Genomic DNA, 18,506 nt, shown 5'->3' on the forward strand with positions numbered 1-18,506 from the left:
AGTCCGGCACGGTCGACCAGCAAGTGGATCTTCGACCCGGGTTTGCCGCGGTCGACAGGATTCGGGCCGGTCAGTTCCCCCCTTTGCTCGCCCTCTACGCGGCGTACGGGGCCCGCGTCGCGCGGACGCGGCGCGGCGTCCCCTGCGGGTGCGCGGGCGAGCGGACGCCGATGACCGGCTGGGTCGCGGGACGGGCGGCGGCGTTCGCGGCGCTGGCGCTCGCCGGGGCGCTGTGGGGCCTGCCCGGCGACCCGACCCGGTACGAGATCGTCACCATCGTCGCGGCGGGACTGGGGTTCGCGGTGATCCTCTGGACGCTCCCGCTCGCCATGACCGAGGAGAGGAGCCCCGCCGTATGAGCTTCCAGAACAGTGCCCTCCTGCTGTCGTGGGTCGCGATCGTGCTGCTCGCGCTGGTGGTCGCCGGGCTCGTCCGGCAGGTCCACGCGCTCGGCCGGGGCGCGCCGGGGACGGCGCCGCTCGGTCCCGCGGCGGGGACGCGCGCGCCCGCGTTCGACCGCCTCGGGCCCGGCCTGCTGCTGTTCCTCGACCGCGACTGCGGGGTCTGCGCCGAGGTGCTCGCCGCCGCCGGCGACCTCGGCCGCCCGCTGCACGCCATCTTCGCGGGCCCGGCCGCCGCGGACCCGTCGCCCGCGCTGACCGTCCTGTCCGGGGAGCGGGACGGCCTGTTCGCCGACTACCGCGTCCCGGCCACCCCGTTCGCCGTGCTCGTCGGCGCGGACGGGCGGGTCCGGGCGTCCGAGCCCGTCGGGTCCCCGGAGGCGCTCCGCGAGCTGACCCTGGAGGCGGCGCGATGATCGAGCTGGAGGACGTCCCGCCGCTGCGCGGCCCGCGCCCCCGCGGAGCCCAGCGCGTCCGGCGCCGTCCGCTCCCCGACGACGCGCCGCGCCTGCGGCCCGCCCGGCGCAGCCTGCTGACCGGGCTCGCCGCCGCCGGGGCCACCGCCGGGCTGAAGGCGCTCGGCGTGTTCCCGCAGGCCCGGGAGGCCATCTCGTCGGGGTTCGAGCTGGTCGGGTACTACGACATCTATCCGCGCTGCCCGTCCTACGCGTCCAACCACAACTGCTCGCCCGGCTGCGGGCCGAGCTACGTGTGCGCGTGGTGCTGCCGGAACAGCGGGAAGTACAAGGGGTTCCACAAGTCGGGCGCGTCGAACCCCGGCTGGTACAAGCTGCGGCCGAACCAGTGCTACAGCGGCGGCTACGACGGCTGGCTCTGGGCCTACTCCAAGAAGTGCGGGAGCTGCGCCAAGGGCGTCACGTGGCGCTGCCACGACGGCTGGAACAAGAGCAAGAAGGGCGTCTGGTACAAGACGATCTGCCGCAAGGCGGTCGCGTGCAAGAACTGACGGCGTGCGAGAAGTGACGGCGGTCCGGCGCGGCCTGACCGACCCGTTCCTCCCGGTCCCCGCGCTGGCCCTGCTCGCCGTCGCGTCCGCCGCGGCGGACGCCGCCGTCCTGTGCTGGGCGTCGGTCGGCGCGCTCGCCGGGTACGCGCTGTCGGGGAGCGTTTGAACGCGCAACAGCGAGTCGGTGCTGTTCTCGCCAGGTTGGCGGGCCCCCGTACGGCAGGGCGAGGTCCTGGCCGTCTTCACCCTCGGGCTCCTGCTCGGGGGCACGCTGAGCGCGGCGGTGATCTGGCTGCTGTCCGGCCTCGCCGCGCCGCTCCCCCCGCCCGTCCGGACGGCGGCGGTCCTGGCCGCGGCGCTGCTGGGCGCGGCCCGCGAGCTCGGCCTCGTCCACCTGCCGCTGCCGCAGAACGCCCGCCAGATCCCCCAGGAGGTCCTGCTGACGCGCCTGCGCCGCGGCTCGATGCAGTTCGGCTTCGAGCTCGGCACGGGTGTCCGGACGTACGTGTCGGCGAGCAGCCCGTACGTCCTCGCCCTCGGCCTGCTCCTCAGCCACCAGGACCCGGCGACCACGCTCCTCGCGGGCACGGCCTTCGGCGCGGGCAGGGCCCTGAGCTCCACCCTGACGTACCTCTCCCGCGACCCAGCGCGCAGCGCAGCCGTCGCCGTCCGCCTCCCCGCCCTGACCACGACCACGGCCCTGGTCCTCCCCCTGACCCTCGCTCTCCTACTCCTCACCTGACGAGCGGTGCCAAGGGAACCGAGTGGGGGTGGTGGGCGTCGGTTTGGGTGGAAGGGCGGGGAAGGGGGCGTTCGTGGTGGGGTCGGTGGTGGTCTCCGCGTTGCTGCGGGTGGTCGCCTTGGCCCTGGGCGCGGGGCCCTCGGTGGAGCAGCCGGCGCTGCTGGCGTTGGCGGCCTTCACCGTCGCGGGACTGCTGGTGCTCGCCGCCGTGTGCGTGGTCGCGGTGCGCGGACGAGCGTCGCTCGCCCGGGTGCGGACGGCGTTGCGGGAGCGCGCGCTGCGCACGCTGTTCCTGCCCCAGCGCGACCCGGACGCGGCGGGACGGCCCCGTCCGAGGGCTCCCGGAACGGGGATCGCGGCCGCCTGAGCGCGGCCGGAACGCCGACGATCCCCCTCTGTTCCGGAAGGTTCCCATGTTCTTGCTCGACGCTCCCGTCTCGCTCGCCCACGACCTCGTCGCCGGTCTCGCCGGCCTGCTCGATCCCGTCGCGGGCGGTCTCGCGACCGCCGCCGCGATCGTCGTCTTCACGGCGGCGGTGCGGCTGCTGCTCGTCCCGCTGTCCGTCGCGGCGGCGCGCGGCGAGCGGAAGCGGGCGCGGCTGCTCCCCCAGGTCCAGGCGCTCCAGAAGAAGTACGCGAAGAACCCGCAACGGCTCCAGCGTGAGACGGCCGCGCTGTACCGGGCGGAGGCCGCGACCCCGTTCAGTGGGTGCCTGCCCGTGCTCGTCCAGTGGCCGTTCTTCGGGGTCATGTACCGGCTGTTCGTCTCCGCGACGGTCGCCGGGCACCAGAACCTGCTGCTCGCGCACACGCTCTTCGCCGCGCCGCTCGGGCAGAACTTCATCGGGGTGGTGGGCGGGGGCCTGTTCGCGCCCGCGTCGCTGGTCTTCCTGGTGCTGTTCGCGCTGCTCGCGGCCGTGGCGGTGTGGACGTCGCGGCGGGCGGCGAAGTCCGGCGCCGCGGGTCCGGCCGGCGCGCTGATGCGGCTGCTGCCGTTCGGGACGGTCGCCGTGGCGGCGTTCGTGCCGCTGGCGGCGGGGCTGTACCTGCTGACGTCGGGTGCGTGGACGGCCGCGGAGCGCGCCGTCCTGCGGCGGCGGTTCGCGCCCCTGCCCGCGTGACGCGTGCGCGCGATGGCGGTTATGGGTTGACGCCGGCCCGGGGGCTCGGTTCGATGGAAACCGAACGGCGTTCTGGACGAGCCCCCGAGGACGGTGCGGCGTGACGGCGACAGCGCGGGACACGGCCGGAGTCAACCTGTCGGACCTGGCGTTCTGGTCCCGGCCGCCGGAGGCGCGCCGGGAGGCGTTCGCCCGGCTGCGGGAGCTGGACGAGCCCGCCTTCTTCCCCGAGCTGAAGCTGCCGTTCATCCGGAGCGGCCCCGGCTACCGCGCGCTCGTCCGGCACGCCGACGTGGTCGGGGCGAGCCGGGCGCCGCGGGTGTTCAGCAGCGAGCCGTGCTCCAACAGCGTCGCCGACCTGCCCCGGTACATGGCCCGCTACTTCGGCTCGATGATCAACATGGACGACCCGCGGCACGCCGGGATCCGCCGGATCGTGTCGCGGGCGTTCACCCCGCGGGTGCTCGCGAAGCTGGAGGCCGACCTCCAGGCGACCGCGACGCGGATCGTGGACGACCTGGTGCGCAACGGCCCCGGCGACTTCGTCACGGACGTCGCGGCCCGCCTCCCCCTCCAGGTCATCTGCGACATGATGGACATCCCCGAGAGGGTCCGGCCGATGGTGTACGACCGGACCAACACGATCCTCGGCATCGGCGACCCCGAGTACACCGGCGGACGGGACTTCAACCGCGACGGCATCACCCGCCGCGGCGTCCTGTACGGCCTCCTCAAGGCGATGACGGCCGGGTACGAGCTGAACCACCTGGCGATGAAGCTGGCCAGGCGGCGCCGCCGCGAGCCTGGCGACGACCTCGTGTCGGCGCTCGTGACCGCCAACGTGGACGGGGAGTCGCTGACCGACCAGGAGATCGGCTCGTTCTTCATCCTGCTGGTGGTCGCCGGGAACGAGACGACCCGCAACGCCATGTCGCACGGCCTCAAGCTGCTCACCGACAACCCCGAGCAGCGGGCCCTGCTGCTGGAGGACTTCGAGGGGCGGGCGCCCGGCGCGGTGGAGGAGATCGTCCGGCTGGCCACCCCGGTCATCCAGTTCCGCCGGACGCTGACCCGCGACCACGTCATGAACGGCACCGAGTACCGGGCGGGCGAGAAGGTCCTGCTGTTCTACAACTCGGCGAACCGGGACGGGACGGTCTTCGCCGACCCCGACGCGTTCGACATCACCCGGACCCCGAACCCGCACGTCGGGTTCGGCGGACCGGGCCCGCACTTCTGCCTCGGCGCCAACCTCGCCCGCCGCGAGATCACGGTGATGTTCCGCGAGCTGTTCACGCGCGTGCCGGGCATCCGCGCGGCCGGGGAGCCGGAGATGCTCTACTCGAACTTCATCAACGGGATCAAGCACCTGCCCTGCGCGCTCTGACCCGAGGCGCAGGGCAGGCGCCCGCCCGCGCGGACACCGGACGTCAGACGATGAGGTCCAGGCGCTCGGCCAGCCGCGCCCGGTGGTCGCGCGGCGGGCCGAGGAGCAGCTCGTCGCCCTTGGCGCGCTTGTAGTACAGGTGCGCGTCGTGCTCCCAGGTGAAGCCGATGCCGCCGTGCAGGAGCAGGTGGTCCTTGGCGACCTGGAAGAAGGCCCGGCCCAGGTACGACTGCGCGAGCGCCGCCGCGACGGGCAGCTCGTCCGGGCTCTCGTCCGCCGCCCACACCGCGTACCGGACGACCGACTCGGCCTGCTCCAGCGTGCAGTGCATGTCGGCCAGCCTGTGCTTGACGCCCTGGAAGGAGCCGACGAACCGGCCAAACTGGACGCGCAGCTTGGCGTACTCGACGATCGTGTCCAGGCAGCGGCGCAGCCCGCCGAGCTGCCCGGCGGCGAGCGCCACGGCCGACAGGTCGAGGGTCCGGGCGAGGGCGTCGCCGGACGTGGTGACCAGCCGGGCCGGGGCGTCCGCGAGCTCCACCCTGGCCTGCGGACGGGTGAGGTCGAGCGTGGTCAGCGGCGTGCGGGCGACCCCGGCTGCGGACGCGTCCACGGCGAACACGGCCAGGGGGCCGAGACCCTCCTCCGCCACCTCGTCGGTCAGGACGGACGCGACGAGGATCACGTCCGCCTCGGCGCCGTTCAGGACGCGGCGGACGGTGCCGGTGAGCGTGTACGCGCCGTCCGACTCGCGGGCGCGGGTCACCGGGTCGCCCTTGACCGGGACGGCGAACGTCGCGACCGTCGTGCCGGCCGCGATGCCGGGCAGCAGGTCCTTGGCGGCCTCCTCGTCGCCCGCCTGCTCGGCCGCCAGCAGGACGTTCGCGGCGAGGACGGCGGACGCGAGGAACGGCGACGGGGTCAGCGCGGCGCCGAGCTCCTCCATGACCGCGGCGACCTCGCCGTGCCCGGCGCCGGAGCCGCCGTGCGCCTCCGGGATCGCGAGGCCGGCGAGGCCGAGCTCGCCCGCCATCCGCTCCCAGACGCGGGCGTCGTACGCCTCGTCCGACTCGGCGACCGCGCGGACGCGGGCCATCGGCGCGGTCTCGGCGAGGAAGGCGCGCACCGACGCGCCCAGCTCCCGCTGCTCCTCGGTGGGGATGAGCCTCACGCCCCCGCCTCCTTCGCCTGCGTGCCGACCTTCAGATCGCGGAACGGGACGGTCCGGTCGACCTGCGGCTCGCGCGGCAGCCCGAGGACCCGGTCGCCGATGATGTTGCGCATGATCTCGTTGGTGCCGCCGCCGAGGGCCATGCCCGGCGCCATCGCCAGCGTGCGGGCGATGAGGTCGTCCTGCCGGTCGCCCTCGCCGTGCGCGGCGCTGTCCGGGCCGAGGATCTCGGTGGCGACGTCCGCGCCGTGCAGCATCAGGTCGGCCAGCAGCAGCTTGGAGACCGACCCGCGGGCGCCCGGCTGGATGCCCGCCTTCAGCTCCTGCGCGAGCCGCGCGTTGAACAGGTCGAGCGCCCGCTCCCGGATGTAGAGCTCGACGAGCTGGTCGCGGACGGCGGGGTCGCCGAGGGTCCCCCGCTCGCGGGCCGCGGCGGCCAGCGGGCCGAACGAGGCGGGCCGCTCGGTGCGGGTCGCGCCCATGCCGATCGAGACGCGCTCGTGCAGCAGCGTGGTGACGGCCGCGGACCAGCCGCCGTTGACCTCGCCGACCACGCGGTCCGCGGGGATCCGCACGTCGTCGAGGAAGATCTCGTTGAAGTGGGACTCGCCGCTCATGTCGCGCAGCGGCCGGACGGTGACGCCGGGGTCGTGCATGTCGACGATGAACATCGTGATGCCCCTGTGCTTGGGCACGTCCACGTCCGTCCGGGCGATGAGCAGCCCGAAGTCGGCCTGCTTCGCCACCGACGTCCACACCTTCTGCCCGTTGACGACCCAGGCGTCGCCGTCGCGGACGGCGCGGGTCTGGAGCGAGGCGACGTCCGAGCCGGCGCCGGGCTCGGAGAACATCTGGCACCAGATCTCCTCGCCGCGCAGCAGCGGCCGGACGTACCGCCTCTTCTGCTCCTCGGTGCCGATGGACACGAGCGTCGGCCCGCACATGCCGAACCCGATGCCGAAGACGCCGATCGGCAGGGTGAAGCCGCGGGACGCCTGCTGGAAGGCGCGCTCCTCGGCCGCGCTGAGCCCCTGCCCGCCGTACTCGGCCGGCCAGGTGATGCCCGAGTAGCCCGCGTCGTAGAGCTTCGCCATGAAGGCGCGGGCCGTCCGGAGGTCGGGTTCGGGCGACAGGTCCGAGGCGTTGGCCTCAAGCCAGGCGCGGGCTCTGCGCCCGTACTCGTCGAGATCCGTCACGGGGTGGCTCCTCCCGGGTGAACGGCGGTCAGCGTGCACTTACGCTAGCGCCTGCCCACCCGAATTGGAATGCCATTCGGTTTCATGCCCCCGCCATCTGGACGCCCCAGACAGCCCGGGCTCAGGTCGTCGCGGGAGCGAGCGTGACGTCGACGGTGAGGGCGGCCGGGGCGTCCTCCAGCGTCAGGTCGGCGATGCGGCCGGCGGCGGCCAGGTCCGGCCGCGCGACGCGGCGCGCCTCCGACCCGCGGACGACGGCGCGCGTCACGTCGGCGCGCATCGACGCCTTCGCCGCCGACTTGGCCTTGCGGACCTGCCGCAGCGCCTCACCGGTCGCCGCCAGCACCGCGGGGTCGCCGCCGGCGGGCAGCTCGTCCGCCGACGGCCAGGACGCGGCGTGCACCGACCCGTCCCGCCACCAGGACCAGACCTCCTCGGTCACGAACGGCAGGACGGGCGCGAACAGCCGCAGCAGCACCGACAGGGCCGCGCGCAGGGCCGCCCGCGCGGACTGCGCCTCCGGGCCCTCCCCGTACGCGCGCGCCTTGACCAGCTCCAGGTAGTCGTCGCAGAACTCCCAGAAGAACCGCTCCGTGCGCTCCAGCGCGCGCGTGTAGTCGTAGCCCTCGAACGCCTCCGTCGCCTCCCGGACGACGCCGGCGAGCGCCGCCAGCATCGCCCGGTCCAGCGGCTCGGCCACCGCGGCGCCCGGCGCGACCTCGCCCAGCCCCAGCACGAACTTGGACGCGTTGAGGATCTTGATGGCGAGCCGCCGGCCGACCTTGATCTGGCCGGTGTCGAACGCGGTGTCGGTGCCCGGGCGCCCGCTGCACGCCCAGTAGCGGACGGCGTCCGACCCGTACTCGCGCAGCAGGTCGATCGGCGTGACGACGTTGCCCTTGGACTTCGACATCTTCTTGCGGTCCGGGTCGAGGATCCACCCGGACAGCGCGGTGTCGGACCACGGGAGCGACCCGTGCTCCAGGTGCGAGCGGACGACCGTGGAGAACAGCCAGGTGCGGATGATGTCGTGCGCCTGCGGGCGCAGGCTGTACGGGAAGACCCGGCCGAACAGGTCGGCGTCGCGCTCCCACCCGCCCGCGATCTGCGGCGTCAGCGACGACGTCGCCCAGGTGTCCATCACGTCGGGGTCGCCCGCGAACCCGTCCGGCTTGCCGCGCTGGTCCTCGGTGAAGCCCGGCGGGACGTCCGAGGACGGGTCGACGGGCAGCGCGTCCTCGGACGGGACGATCGGGTCGTCGTAGCGCGGCTCCCCCGCCCCGTCGAGCCGGTACCAGACGGGGATCGGCACGCCGAAGAACCGCTGCCGGGAGATCAGCCAGTCGCCGTTCAGCCCCTCGACCCAGTTCTCGTAGCGGGCCCGCATGTAGGGCGGGTGCCAGTCGAGCTCGCCGCCGCGCGCGAGCAGCTCGGCGCGGAGCCCGGCGTCCCGGCCGCCGTTGCGGAGGTACCACTGCCGCGTCGTGACGATTTCAAGGGGCTTGCTGCCCTTCTCGTAGAACTTCACCGGCCTGCTGATCTTGCGGGGCTCCCCGTCCAGGTCGCCGGACTCGCGCAGCATCTCGACGACCCGCTCCTTCGCGGAGAAGACCGTCTTGCCCGCCAGCTCCCCGTACGGGCCGGCGGGGACGCCCGGCGGCGGGTCGGCGACGAGGCGCCCGTCCCAGCCGATGACCGGGCGGGTGGGCAGGTCGAGCTCACGCCACCAGGTGACGTCGGTGACGTCGCCGAACGTGCAGATCATCGCGATGCCGGAGCCCTTGCCGGGCTCGGCCAGCCGGTGCGCCAGGACCGGGACCTCCACGCCGAACAGCGGCGTGCGGACGGTCGTCCCGAACAGCTCCCGGTACCGCTCGTCGTCGGGATGCGCGACCAGCGCGACGCAGGCGGGCAGCAGCTCGGGACGGGTCGTCTCGATGTAGACGGGACGCTCGTCGCCGTGGAACCGGATGCGGTAGAACGCGCCGGGCTGCTCGCGGTCCTCCAACTCGGCCTGCGCGACGGCGGTGCGGAACGTGACGTCCCACAGCGTCGGCGCCTCGGAGACGTACGCCTCGCCGCGCGCGAGGTTGCGCAGGAACGCCCGCTGCGACGCGGTCCGCGCGGTGCCGCCGATCGTCGTGTACAGGTGGCTCCAGTCGACCGACAGGCCGACGCGGCGCCACATCTCCTCGAACGCCCGCTCGTCGACCTCGGTGAGCCGCTCGCACAGCTCGATGAAGTTGCGCCGCGAGACCGGGACCTGCCGTTTGGCGTCGGGCTTCTCCGGCGGGACGAACTCCGGGTCGTACGGCAGCGACGGGTCGCACCGGACCCCGAAGTGGTTCTGGACGCGGCGCTCCGTGGGCAGGCCGTTGTCGTCCCAGCCCATCGGGTAGAAGACCGCGCGGCCGCGCATGCGGTGGAACCGCGCGACGGCGTCGGTGTGGGTATAGGAGAAGACGTGGCCGACGTGGAGGGAGCCGCTCACGGTGGGCGGCGGGGTGTCGATCGAGTAGACCTCGCCGCGCGGCCGGGTGCGGTCGAAGCGGTAGACGCCGCTCTCCTCCCAGGCGCGTACCCACCGGTCCTCCAGGCCGTCCAGGGAGGGCTTGGCTGGGACGCTCGGCGTACGCGGCTGCTCTGTCATGTCCCAATGGTATTGACAGCGGGCGGGACCGCATGCGATTAACGGCCGCGCCGACGCGACGATCACTCCGCCGCCGGAACCGGACCGTCCGGTAGCGTCGGGGGGACAGGACCGACTGGAGGACGATCATGGCGGACAGAGGCGACCTCGGCTTTCGCGTGACGGCCGGCGCCGCGGCCTTCGCGGGCGGCTGGATCGCGAAGAAGGCCATCACGCTGGCCTGGAAGAAGAGCACCGGCAAGGAGCCGCCGACCAACCCCGAGTCCCCCGACGTGGCGCTCGCCGAGGCGCTGGGGTGGGCCGTGGTGATGGGCGTCGGCATGGAGCTGGCGCGCCTGCTCGCCACCCGGGCCACGGCGCGGCAGTGGGCCAAGGGGACGGGCGAGCTGCCCTCCCACCTGAAGATCGACGTCTAGCCGGACGCGGTCGCCGGGACGCCCGGGCGCTCCGGGAGGACGCTGCGTATCGTGGTCGGTCCCGCCCAGAAGGGACCGACCACGATGCGCCTCCCGTACGAGGACGAGCTGCGCGCCGAGCGCCACCGCTTCATCGAGACCGTCGAGGACCTGTCGGACGACGACTTCGACGCCGGGACGACCCTCTGCGCCGAGTGGGCGCCCCGCGACGTCCTCGGCCATGTCATCGGTGTCGACTACTTCTTCGCGTCGTACCTGCCGTACGGCCCGCGCGTGAACGCCGCCAACAAGGCGCAGGCCGACCGCGCCCGGCACGTCTCCCGCGAGCGGCTGATGGAGTGGGCGCGGCACTGGGCCGCGAACCCGGCCGCCACCAGCCGGGTGAGCGCGGGCCTCCTGCTCGGCGACCTCGGCGTCCACCACCAGGACGTCGTCCGCGGCCTCGGCCGGGAGCGGGAGGTGCCCGGGCCGGTCGCCACCGCGATCTTCCGTGAGGGGCTCCAGCTCAGCCTGTGGCTGAACCGGCGGGTGCTGCGGCACCGGCTCGTCCCGGACGAGGGGCACCGGCCGGTCGGCCGCGGCCCCGAGGTCGCCGGGACCCGCGAGGCCCTGGGGCTGTGGCTCGCGGGCCGCGACTCGGTCGTCCCGGAGCTCCGGTTCGCCTGACGCCCGTGGGGGGACCGGGCGCGAGGCGAACGGAGCGGACGGCGGACCGGGCGGCGGGTGCGCGGCCTGGGAACGGGCGCGCCGGAACGGACCCGGGGGCCGTGCCGTTCCGAACGCCGCCTGGAAGGGTCAGTCCGCCGGCTTGATGTAGGGGCGGTCGCCGGGGAGCGGAGCCGGGGGCGGGGTCCCCACGGTGCCGCGCAGGTCGTCGCGGACGCGCGCCGCCAGGTTCTTGGTGGCGGCGCGGTTCAGGGCGGCACCCGCCGCCGCGCCGGTCAGGAAGGGCCCGAGCGTGCTCATGCTGCGTCCGAAGGTGCGCAGCATCCGCTTGCGGAGGGCCGCCTTGGCCGCGGAGCCGAGCGCGTTCGTCAGCGATTCGTTCTTCAGGGGGTTGATGCCGCGCTGCCGCGCCCAGGCGGTGACGAACGCCGCGCCGCGCGCGGAGCCCGACCCCTCGACGCGCACGCCGTACACCTCGTGCAGCTCGGCGATCATCTTGGTCTCGATCGCCGCGACGACGAGCGTCTCGGCGGCGAGCTGGGCGGGGGCCGTCAGCAGCAGCGGCGGGGCCGCGAACTCCACCGCGGCCAGCGCGCCGCCGGCGGCGCCGACGGCGGTGGTCGCGTTGCCGGCCACCCGCACGACGCTGTCGGCGAGCGCCTCGCCGGACAGGTCGTGGTGGTGGCGGCGCAGCGTCTCCAGATCGCGGATCGGGATGTGCGGCGCCGCCTCGACGAGGAGGTCGGCGAGCCAGCGGCCGCGGCCGATGCCCGCGGCGCCCACCCTGCGGGCGCGCCGGCCGAGCAGTCTGGCCAGCCGTCCGAGCAGGCGGCCGCGGGTCTCGCGGTCCATGTCCTCGTCACCGGTGAGCCTGCCGATCAGCTCACCGATCTCGGTGGAGCCGCCGCCCTGCGCCGGCTCCACCCCTTCGTCGCGTTTCTCCAGATCTCCCGTCACCCGGCCACCTCCGGTCAGGCGGCGCACTCGCGGCAGATCGGCTGGCCGTTCTTCTCGGTGGCCAGCTGGCTGCGGTGGTGCACCAGGAAGCAGCGGGTGCAGGTGAACTCGTCCGCCTGCCGGGGAACCACCCGGAAGGTGAGCTCCTCGTTGGAGAGGTCCGCGCCCGGCAGCTCGGCGACCTCACCGGCGTCCAGGTCCTCGTCGATGATGCTCGCGGCCTTGTCGGCCCGCCGTGCCTGGAGCTCCTGGAGGCTGTCCTCGTTGAGGTCGTCGTCTGTCTTGCGTGGGCTGTCGTAGTCGGTCGCCATCTTCTATCTCCATCCCCCTCAGTGCTTTATGCGCCCCGTCGCGCGGATCTAACGCTCGAAGGGCCGTTCTTGTGCCCGATCCGGGCGGGAAATTCTGTCACGGTTGGTGACCTGCGACACACAAGGCGCGACCGTTCCCACGAGTGACACCGATCACCCGGATCTGTTCCTCGTTTGTGTCTTCTGTCACATACCCGGCAGATGCCCCGGCACGGTGCGCGACGCCTGGACGCCTCGCCGGGATCCCGCGGCGGCGGGGATCATATCGGTCCCGGAGGCGTTGCGCGCGCCGACCGGCCTCCCGGATCCCGGACCGCTCCGACGCCTGGTCGGCCACTGAACCAGACGGATCGGTGAAACGTCTGAACTAACGCGATATCGTGCCCGCCTGAGGTTGGGGGCAAGCCCCCTGCGGGGGCGATCCGGCAGCGGCCGGGTCTTGCTCCGCGCGGGGCTCGGCGCACACTATCGCGGTATGTCACTGCGGGTCACTGGAGGGTCAGATGCCGGATGCCGCTCCGCTGGAGCCGGGCGATCCTAGGGCACTGGGACGGTACGAGGTCGTCGGACGGCTGGGCGCCGGCGGGCAGGGGGCGGTCTTCCTCGGCAAGGCGCCGAACGGCGACTACGTCGCCGTCAAGCTGCTGCACGCGCAGATGGCGAACGACCCCGCGGCGCGGGCCCGCTTCACCCGCGAGGTCGCGGCGGCCCAGAAGGTCGAGCCCTTCTGCACCGCCCGCGTGCTGGAGGCGGACGTCCAGGGCGACCAGCCGTACGTCGTCAGCGAGTTCATCGACGGCCCCTCCCTGCACGACGTGGTGGCCCACAACGGCCCCCGCGGCGCCGCCGAGCTGGAGCGGCTCGCGATCGGCACGGTGACGGCCCTCGCGGCCATCCACGAGGCCGGCATCGTGCACCGCGACTTCAAGCCCAACAACGTCATGCTGGCGTCCGACGGCCCGCGCGTGGTCGACTTCGGCATCGCCCGGACGGTCAACTCGCAGGAGAGCGCCGTCACCGCGACGGGCATGGTCGTCGGCACCCCCGGCTACCTCGCGCCCGAGCAGCTCACCGGCGCGCCGCTCACGCCCGCGGTGGACATCTTCGCCTGGGGCGCGACGATGGTGTTCGCCGCCACCGGCCAGTCGCCGTTCGAGGCCGACACCCTCCCGGTGATCATCAACCGGATCCTCAACGAGGAGCCGGACCTGTCCGCGCTGCCCCCCGGGCCGCTGCGCGACCTCGTCGGGCGCTGCCTGTCCAAGGACGCGGGGCTGCGCCCGCCGGCCGCCCAGCTCCTGCTGAACCTGCTGGGCCACGTCGGCGCCGCGCCCGCGAACCCGGCGGCCGGGCAGGAGGACCTGCTCAACCAGGGCACGCGGATCGCCGCGCAGCTGCCCCCGCCGCCGCCCGTCCCGCCCGCCCGGCACACGGCGCCGCCGCAGCCCATCACCCCGCCCCCGATGCCCATGAACCAGGGGCCGGTGAACCAGGGGCCGATGACGCCGCCGCCGCAGCCCATCACGCCGCCGCCCATGCCCATGAACCAGGGGCCGATGTACCAGGGCGCCCCTCCGGTCGGGGGCCCGATCGGTGGCCCGCCGTCCACGCCGCCGCCCATGCAGATGGGCGGGCCCGTCCCGCCGGGGCCGCCGTACGGGGCGCCGCCGCGGCAGTCCAGCAGCGCGGGGCCGATCATCGCGATCGGGTGCGGCGCGCTCGCGCTGCTCGTCGTCATCGTGATCGTGGTGCTGGCCATCATCGGCGCGAACAGCGACGACGACCCCGTCCGGCCGACGTACAGCTACACCTACACGCCGAGCACGCCGACGCCCACCACGACCGGCGGGCTCCTCGGCACCTACTCCGGCACCGGCCTCCAGCCGGGCGCCGGGACGGGCCGGACGAGCTTCCAGGTGCGGTTCGCGCTGCTGAACAGCTTCGGCACCGCGCGCTACACCTACACCAGCACCCCCACGTGCATCACCCGCCTGACGCTGCTGGAGGACGAGGGGCTCAAGCAGCAGTACCGCGAGACCCCGATGTCGGGGATGTCGACCTCGCAGTGCGCGCCGGGCTACATCACGTTCACGCGGACCTCGTCCACCAGCACCCTGGTGCGGTGGGAGTGGCGGCAGAACCAGTCCGACGTCACCGCGGCCGCGTACGGATACGTGACGAAGCAGTAGGCCGCGCGGTCGGGAAGCACGTCCGGCGCCCGCCCTCCCCGGAAGGACTCAGATGGCGCAGATCGCCCCACTGCGGGCGGGAGATCCCACCCATCTGGGGCCGTACCGGCTGACCGGGCTCCTCGGTGAGGGCGGGCAGGGCGCGGTGTACCTCGCCGTGCGCGAGGTGGACGACGCGCCGGACGCCGGGGAACCCGACGCCCGGGAACCCGGCGGCCGGGAACCCGACGGCCGGGTCGCGGTGAAGCTGCTGCACGCGCGGTTCAGCGGCGACCCGAAGGCCCGGTCGCGGTTCGCGGCGGAGGTGGCGGTCGCCAAGCGCGTGTCGGCGTTCTGCACGGCGCCGGTCCTCGACTCCGACGTGGAGGGCGACCGGCCCTACATCGTCAGCGAGTACATCGACGGCCCGGCGCTATCGGCGGTGCTGGCCGGGGAGGGCCCGCGCCGCGGCGCCGACCTCGACCGGATCGCCATCGGCACGATGACCGCGCTGACCGCGATCCACCAGGCGGGGGTCGTGCACCGCGACTTCAAGCCCGCCAACGTCCTCCTCGCCGCGGACGGCCCGCGCGTCATCGACTTCGGCATCGCGCGGGCGCTGGACGCCACCGGGACGATGTCCAGCACGGCGGTCGGCACCCCCGCGTACATGGCGCCCGAGCAGATCTCCGGCGCGCCGGTCGGCCCGGCCGCCGACGTGTTCGCCTGGGGCGCCACGATGGTCTACGCGGCCACGGGGCGGCCCGCGTTCGGCCAGGACTCCATCCCCGCGGTCATGCACCGCATCCTCAACCTGCCGCCGGACCTCGGCGCGCTCGCCGAGCCGCTGCGCGGCCTCGTCGCCGACTGCCTCAGCAAGGACCCGGCGCTGCGTCCCACGTCGGCCAGGGTCCTCGCGCGGCTCCTCGAACTCGCCGGGAGCCCGGCGCGGCCTGGCGCGGCCAGGGACGACGAGGCGCCCGCCGACATGCTGACCCAGGGCGCCGAGGTGGCCGCCGCGTCCGAGTCGCGGCTGCTCCCCTCCCCGCTTTCCCCCGCGCAGGCGCCGCCCTCTTCGCCCCTCGGGCAGACGCCACCGCCCCACTCGCCCCTCGGGCAGACGCCACCGCCTCACTCGCCTCTGGGACAGACTCCCCCGCCGCCGTATCCGCAGGCGTACCAGCAGTACCCCGGTAGCCCGCCGCCGGGGGCCGTCCCGGGCCCGCCGTGGGGGCCGAACGCCTCCACCCCGCCGCCCGGCGGCTCCACGTGGCCGCCCGGGACGCCCGGCTCGTCCGGGTCCGGCGTCCTGCACACCAAGCCTTCGGACGGTCCGCGCCGTTCCAGGCGCGGCATGCAGGTGCTCGCCGGGGCGGGCAGCGCCGCCGTGGTCGCGCTCGTCGTGGCGGGCAGCGTGCTCGCCGTCAACCTCCTCGACGGCGACAGCGGCGGGTCGGGGTCGTCGGGCGGGTCCGCGGGACGGGTCGGCGGCACCATGCAGATCACGGTCCCGGCCGGCACCAACACCGACGGGGAGATCGACCCGTCGCACTCGTTCAGCGGCACCGACCGGTTCCTGCCCAAGCAGCTCTTCACCGGCCTGGTCGACCAGAATCCCGACGGGACGCTCCGCAACCGCCTGGCCACCTCGATCACGCCCGACGCGACCTGCGAGAACTGGACGATCGGCATCCGCACCGGCACGACGTTCAGCAACGGCGAGCCGGTCGACGCGGAGGCGTTCGCGCGCGGCTGGGCCCGCAGCGCGGCGACGACGCTGGGCGCCGGGCCGGTGCTGATGGCCGACATCGAGGGCTTCGGCGACGTCTCCGGCGGCAAGGCGTCCGAGCTGTCGGGCGTCCGGGTGTCCGGAACCGGCCTCCAGGTCAAGCTGACGTCGCCGCACTGCGAGTTCGCCGCGCGCCTGGTCGATCCCGTCTTCGACCCCGTCCCCGAGGCGGCCGGGAAGCCCGACAACGACACCTACAACCTCAACCCGATCGGCAACGGCCCGTTCAAGCTGGCGCGCTCGGTCAAGGGGCAGAGCTTCACGCTCGCCCGCAACGAGTCCTGGGCCTTCGGCAGGACGATGCTGGACGAGGTCACCGTGCTGCTCAGCACGGAGTCGGCGAAGGGGCGCGCGGGCGTGGCGTCCGGCGAGTACGGGTGGGCGACGATCAACTCCGAGGACTACTCCACCCTCGCCGGTGAGGGGAACCTGGCGAAGCGGCCCATGGCGTTCACGCGGATGATCGTGCCGCTCGCGAAGCGCGGGCCGATGGCGGACAAGAACGCGCGGCTGGCGGTCTCCTACGCCCTCGACCGCTCGAAGATCAGCCAGGCGTTCGGCGGCGTCTACCCGGCCGCCCACGGCATCGTGCCGAGCGCCCTCCCCGGCTTCGGCGCGACGCGGCCCTGCCCGTCCTGCGACGCGCCCGACCCGGTCAAGGCGAAGCAGCTCGCGACCCAGGCCGGGCTCGGACCCGGCACGACCGTGCGGCTGTACATGCAGGAGACCGGGATCTGGGAGAAGGTCGCCGCGCTGGTGCGGAGCCAGCTGGAGACGGTGCTCGGCTGGAAGATCGACCTGAGGAAGACGCCGATCACCAAGTACGAGGACTACCGCAAGGCGCTCGTCGCCAGCGACGCCTCCGGGCTGGCGTTCTACGCCTGGGGCCCGGACTTCCCGGACGCCTACACGATGCTGTGGTCGATCCTGGGCGGGACGGTGGTCGCCGAGCCGGACAACGCCAACAGCAACCTCGCGGGCTACCGGAGCTCCCGGTTCGACGAGCTCCTGAGCACCGCGGTCCGGACGCCCGACGGCGCCAGGCGCACCGGCGTCTACCAGCAGGCCGAGCGGACGGCGCTGGACGACATGGCCCTGATCCCGCTCGTGTACGACGGGCGCGCCGCCGTGACGAACCCGAAGTACGTCGGCCTGAGCCTCGACTACGACGGCGACCCCACGCTCACCACCGCCGCCCTGAAGTGACCGCCCCCCTCAGGTGACAGCCGCCCTCAGGTGACCGGCGCGGGCGGCGCCGGACCGTCCGGGGTCAGCGCGTCCGGGATCAGCCCGGCGGGAGCCGGACCGTGACGATCAGGCCGCCGCCCGGGCGCGGCGCGGCGTACACGGCGCCGCGGTGCGCCAGCACGACCGACCGGACGATGGACAGGCCGAGGCCCGCGCCCTTGGCGGACTCGACGCGGTCGGCGTTCAGCCGCCGGAACGGCTCGAACAGCCGCTCCACCTCGTAGGCGGGGACGACCGGGCCGGTGTTCTCGACCTGGACGGTGGCCCAGCCCTCCAGGATCCCGGTCCGGATCCACAGCTCGCCGCCGTCCTCGTTGTGCTTGACCGCGTTCTCCACGAGGTTCGACACCAGGTGCTCCAGCAGCACCGGGTCGCCGAGCGCCGTCCCGGACGTCAGCTCCGGGTGGACGGCGACGTCGTTGTCGTGGTCGCGGCGGGCGGAGTGCTCCAGCACCGTCGCCGCCACCTCGGCCAGGTCGACGGGCGCGCGGGCGGTCAGCTCGCGCTCGCTGCGGGCCAGCAGCAGCAGGCCCTCGATGAGGCGCTCGTGCCGGGCGTTGGTGGCCAGCAGGGTCCGGCCGACGGCGCGCAGGTCGTCCGACACCTCGGGGTCGCCGAGCGCCACCTCCAGCAGCGTCCGGTTGATCGCGAGGGGGGTGCGCAGCTCGTGCGAGGCGTTGGCGACGAAGCGGCGCTGGGAGTCGAACGCCTGCCCGAGCCGCTCCAGCATCGCGTCGAAGGTGTCGGCCAGCTCCTTGATCTCGTCGTCCGGGCCCTCCAGCGCGATCCGCTCGTGCAGGGTGCTCTCCGACAGGCGGCGCGCGGTGGCCGTGACCCGCTGGAGCGGGCTGAGCGCGCGGTCGGCGACGAAGTAGCCGAGCACCAGCGTGATGATCCCGACCCCGGCGAGCGCGACGAGCGACCGCCCGACGAGCTGCTTCATCGTCTGCTCGACGAACAGCCGATGCCACTCGGCCGCCTCCGCCTCCGACAGGCCGGGCACGATCACCTTGACGTTGCCGAGGATGTTGGCCATCAGCACCGACATCACGAACAGCAGCAGCGCGCCGGCCATGAAGAACAGCAGCCCGTACAGCAGGGTGAGGCGCAGCCGCACGCTCATCCGGCTCGGCAGCGCCTTCAGGTCCGCGGTGAACGAGCCGCCCTCGCCCCGCCACAGGCCCTTGGCGCCCGGGTTCGGCTGCGGGAACTGCTGCGGTCCCGGCCGCCGCCACGGCCCGCTCCGGCGGCCCGCCTCGGCGGCGTCGTGGCCTTCCTGGGCGGACGCCGCCGCGCGGTCGCCGTCCGGCCGCGCG

Annotated in this window: 18 protein-coding genes and 1 pseudogene; 12 read left to right on the forward strand and 7 right to left on the reverse strand. The window is 74.0% G+C overall.

Annotation, left to right across the window (positions count from 1 at the left end):
- Positions 1-80: pseudogene (locus E1300_RS36580) on the reverse strand (IS5/IS1182 family transposase); the annotation flags it as partial.
- 3 nt (positions 81-83) lie between these two features.
- Between E1300_RS36580 and E1300_RS54080 the strand changes: the two are divergent.
- The 8 genes from E1300_RS54080 (at position 84) to E1300_RS36615 (ending at position 4,618) form a co-directional block, all read left to right on the forward strand.
- Positions 84-359 (forward strand): MauE/DoxX family redox-associated membrane protein, encoded by a 276-nt coding sequence (locus E1300_RS54080; protein WP_131761700.1) that lies wholly within the window; start codon positions 84-86, stop codon positions 357-359.
- Positions 356-817, forward strand: a complete 462-nt coding sequence (locus tag E1300_RS36590) for a hypothetical protein (protein WP_131761701.1) — start codon at positions 356-358, stop codon at positions 815-817. The genes E1300_RS54080 and E1300_RS36590 overlap by 4 nt, the downstream gene beginning before the upstream one ends.
- Complete coding sequence (locus E1300_RS36595) at positions 814-1,368, forward strand: hypothetical protein (protein ID WP_131761702.1); 555 nt, start codon at positions 814-816, stop codon at positions 1,366-1,368. Before E1300_RS36590 ends, E1300_RS36595 begins: the two co-directional genes overlap by 4 nt.
- A 4-nt stretch (positions 1,369-1,372) precedes the next feature.
- Positions 1,373-1,534, forward strand: coding sequence for a hypothetical protein (locus tag E1300_RS50575; RefSeq protein WP_165503153.1), 162 nt, complete (start codon positions 1,373-1,375; stop codon positions 1,532-1,534).
- Between the two features lie 18 nt (positions 1,535-1,552).
- Positions 1,553-2,110, forward strand: coding sequence for a hypothetical protein (locus tag E1300_RS36600; RefSeq protein WP_131761703.1), 558 nt, complete (start codon positions 1,553-1,555; stop codon positions 2,108-2,110).
- 73 nt (positions 2,111-2,183) lie between these two features.
- Positions 2,184-2,477: a DUF6412 domain-containing protein gene (locus E1300_RS36605; protein WP_207400151.1), complete on the forward strand. Its 294-nt coding sequence runs from the start codon at positions 2,184-2,186 to the stop codon at positions 2,475-2,477.
- Between the two features lie 46 nt (positions 2,478-2,523).
- A complete protein-coding gene (locus E1300_RS36610; protein ID WP_131761704.1) occupies positions 2,524-3,231 on the forward strand; it encodes a YidC/Oxa1 family membrane protein insertase in 708 nt (235 codons plus the stop codon).
- A gap of 100 nt (positions 3,232-3,331) precedes the next feature.
- A complete protein-coding gene (locus E1300_RS36615) occupies positions 3,332-4,618 on the forward strand; it encodes a cytochrome P450 (RefSeq protein ID WP_131761705.1) in 1,287 nt (428 codons plus the stop codon).
- 43 nt (positions 4,619-4,661) lie between these two features.
- Here E1300_RS36615 and E1300_RS36620 read toward each other — a convergent pair whose 3' ends face one another.
- From E1300_RS36620 to valS, 3 genes are all read right to left on the reverse strand, one after another.
- Positions 4,662-5,789 (reverse strand): acyl-CoA dehydrogenase family protein, encoded by a 1,128-nt coding sequence (locus E1300_RS36620; RefSeq protein ID WP_131761706.1) that lies wholly within the window; start codon positions 5,787-5,789, stop codon positions 4,662-4,664.
- Positions 5,786-6,985 (reverse strand): acyl-CoA dehydrogenase family protein, encoded by a 1,200-nt coding sequence (locus E1300_RS36625; RefSeq protein ID WP_131761707.1) that lies wholly within the window; start codon positions 6,983-6,985, stop codon positions 5,786-5,788. The genes E1300_RS36620 and E1300_RS36625 overlap by 4 nt, the downstream gene beginning before the upstream one ends.
- A gap of 121 nt (positions 6,986-7,106) precedes the next feature.
- A complete protein-coding gene (gene valS / locus E1300_RS36630) occupies positions 7,107-9,635 on the reverse strand; it encodes a valine--tRNA ligase (protein WP_131761708.1) in 2,529 nt (842 codons plus the stop codon).
- Between the two features lie 128 nt (positions 9,636-9,763).
- On the opposite strand from valS, the gene E1300_RS36635 reads away from it, so the two are divergent.
- Together E1300_RS36635 and E1300_RS36640 are read left to right on the forward strand one after the other, a co-directional pair.
- A complete protein-coding gene (locus tag E1300_RS36635; RefSeq protein WP_131761709.1) occupies positions 9,764-10,051 on the forward strand; it encodes a DUF4235 domain-containing protein in 288 nt (95 codons plus the stop codon).
- A 51-nt stretch (positions 10,052-10,102) separates the two neighbouring features.
- Entirely contained in the window at positions 10,103-10,717 is a 615-nt protein-coding gene (locus E1300_RS36640) for a maleylpyruvate isomerase family mycothiol-dependent enzyme (RefSeq protein ID WP_242619619.1), read from the forward strand.
- A gap of 129 nt (positions 10,718-10,846) precedes the next feature.
- Here the strand turns inward: E1300_RS36640 and E1300_RS36645 are convergent, their stop codons facing one another.
- Both E1300_RS36645 and E1300_RS36650 read right to left on the reverse strand, forming a co-directional pair.
- Positions 10,847-11,674, reverse strand: a complete 828-nt coding sequence (locus E1300_RS36645; RefSeq protein ID WP_242619620.1) for a hypothetical protein — start codon at positions 11,672-11,674, stop codon at positions 10,847-10,849.
- A 14-nt stretch (positions 11,675-11,688) separates the two neighbouring features.
- On the reverse strand, positions 11,689-11,985 hold the full coding sequence (locus E1300_RS36650) for a DUF4193 domain-containing protein (protein WP_131740700.1): 297 nt from the start codon (positions 11,983-11,985) through the stop codon (positions 11,689-11,691).
- Between the two features lie 503 nt (positions 11,986-12,488).
- Between E1300_RS36650 and E1300_RS36655 the strand changes: the two genes are divergently transcribed.
- Together E1300_RS36655 and E1300_RS36660 are read left to right on the forward strand one after the other, a co-directional pair.
- A complete protein-coding gene (locus tag E1300_RS36655; RefSeq protein WP_131761710.1) occupies positions 12,489-14,174 on the forward strand; it encodes a serine/threonine-protein kinase in 1,686 nt (561 codons plus the stop codon).
- Between the two features lie 52 nt (positions 14,175-14,226).
- Entirely contained in the window at positions 14,227-17,148 is a 2,922-nt protein-coding gene (locus tag E1300_RS36660) for an ABC transporter substrate-binding protein (RefSeq protein ID WP_131761711.1), read from the forward strand.
- 79 nt (positions 17,149-17,227) lie between these two features.
- Here E1300_RS36660 and E1300_RS36665 read toward each other — a convergent pair.
- Positions 17,228-18,506, reverse strand: a 1,279-nt coding sequence (locus E1300_RS36665) for a sensor histidine kinase (protein WP_242619621.1), incomplete at its 5' end; no start/stop codon positions are given.

Origin of the sequence: Actinomadura fibrosa (assembly GCF_900659615.1) — a bacterium.
GTDB classification, from domain to species: domain Bacteria; phylum Actinomycetota; class Actinomycetes; order Streptosporangiales; family Streptosporangiaceae; genus Spirillospora; species Spirillospora fibrosa.

Bases quoted from the DNA above. Each gene is read 5' to 3' on its own strand.
- E1300_RS36590 (WP_131761701.1), top strand. From the start codon at position 356: ATGAGCTTCCAGAACAGTGCCCTCCTGCTGTCGTGGGTCGCGATCGTG.
- E1300_RS36595 (WP_131761702.1), top strand. From the start codon at position 814: ATGATCGAGCTGGAGGACGTCCCGCCGCTGCGCGGCCCGCGCCCCCGC.
- E1300_RS36610 (WP_131761704.1), top strand. From the start codon at position 2,524: ATGTTCTTGCTCGACGCTCCCGTCTCGCTCGCCCACGACCTCGTCGCC.
- valS (WP_131761708.1), bottom strand. From the start codon at position 9,635: ATGACAGAGCAGCCGCGTACGCCGAGCGTCCCAGCCAAGCCCTCCCTG.
- E1300_RS36635 (WP_131761709.1), top strand. From the start codon at position 9,764: ATGGCGGACAGAGGCGACCTCGGCTTTCGCGTGACGGCCGGCGCCGCG.
- E1300_RS36650 (WP_131740700.1), bottom strand. From the start codon at position 11,985: ATGGCGACCGACTACGACAGCCCACGCAAGACAGACGACGACCTCAAC.
- E1300_RS36655 (WP_131761710.1), top strand. From the start codon at position 12,489: ATGCCGGATGCCGCTCCGCTGGAGCCGGGCGATCCTAGGGCACTGGGA.
- E1300_RS36660 (WP_131761711.1), top strand. From the start codon at position 14,227: ATGGCGCAGATCGCCCCACTGCGGGCGGGAGATCCCACCCATCTGGGG.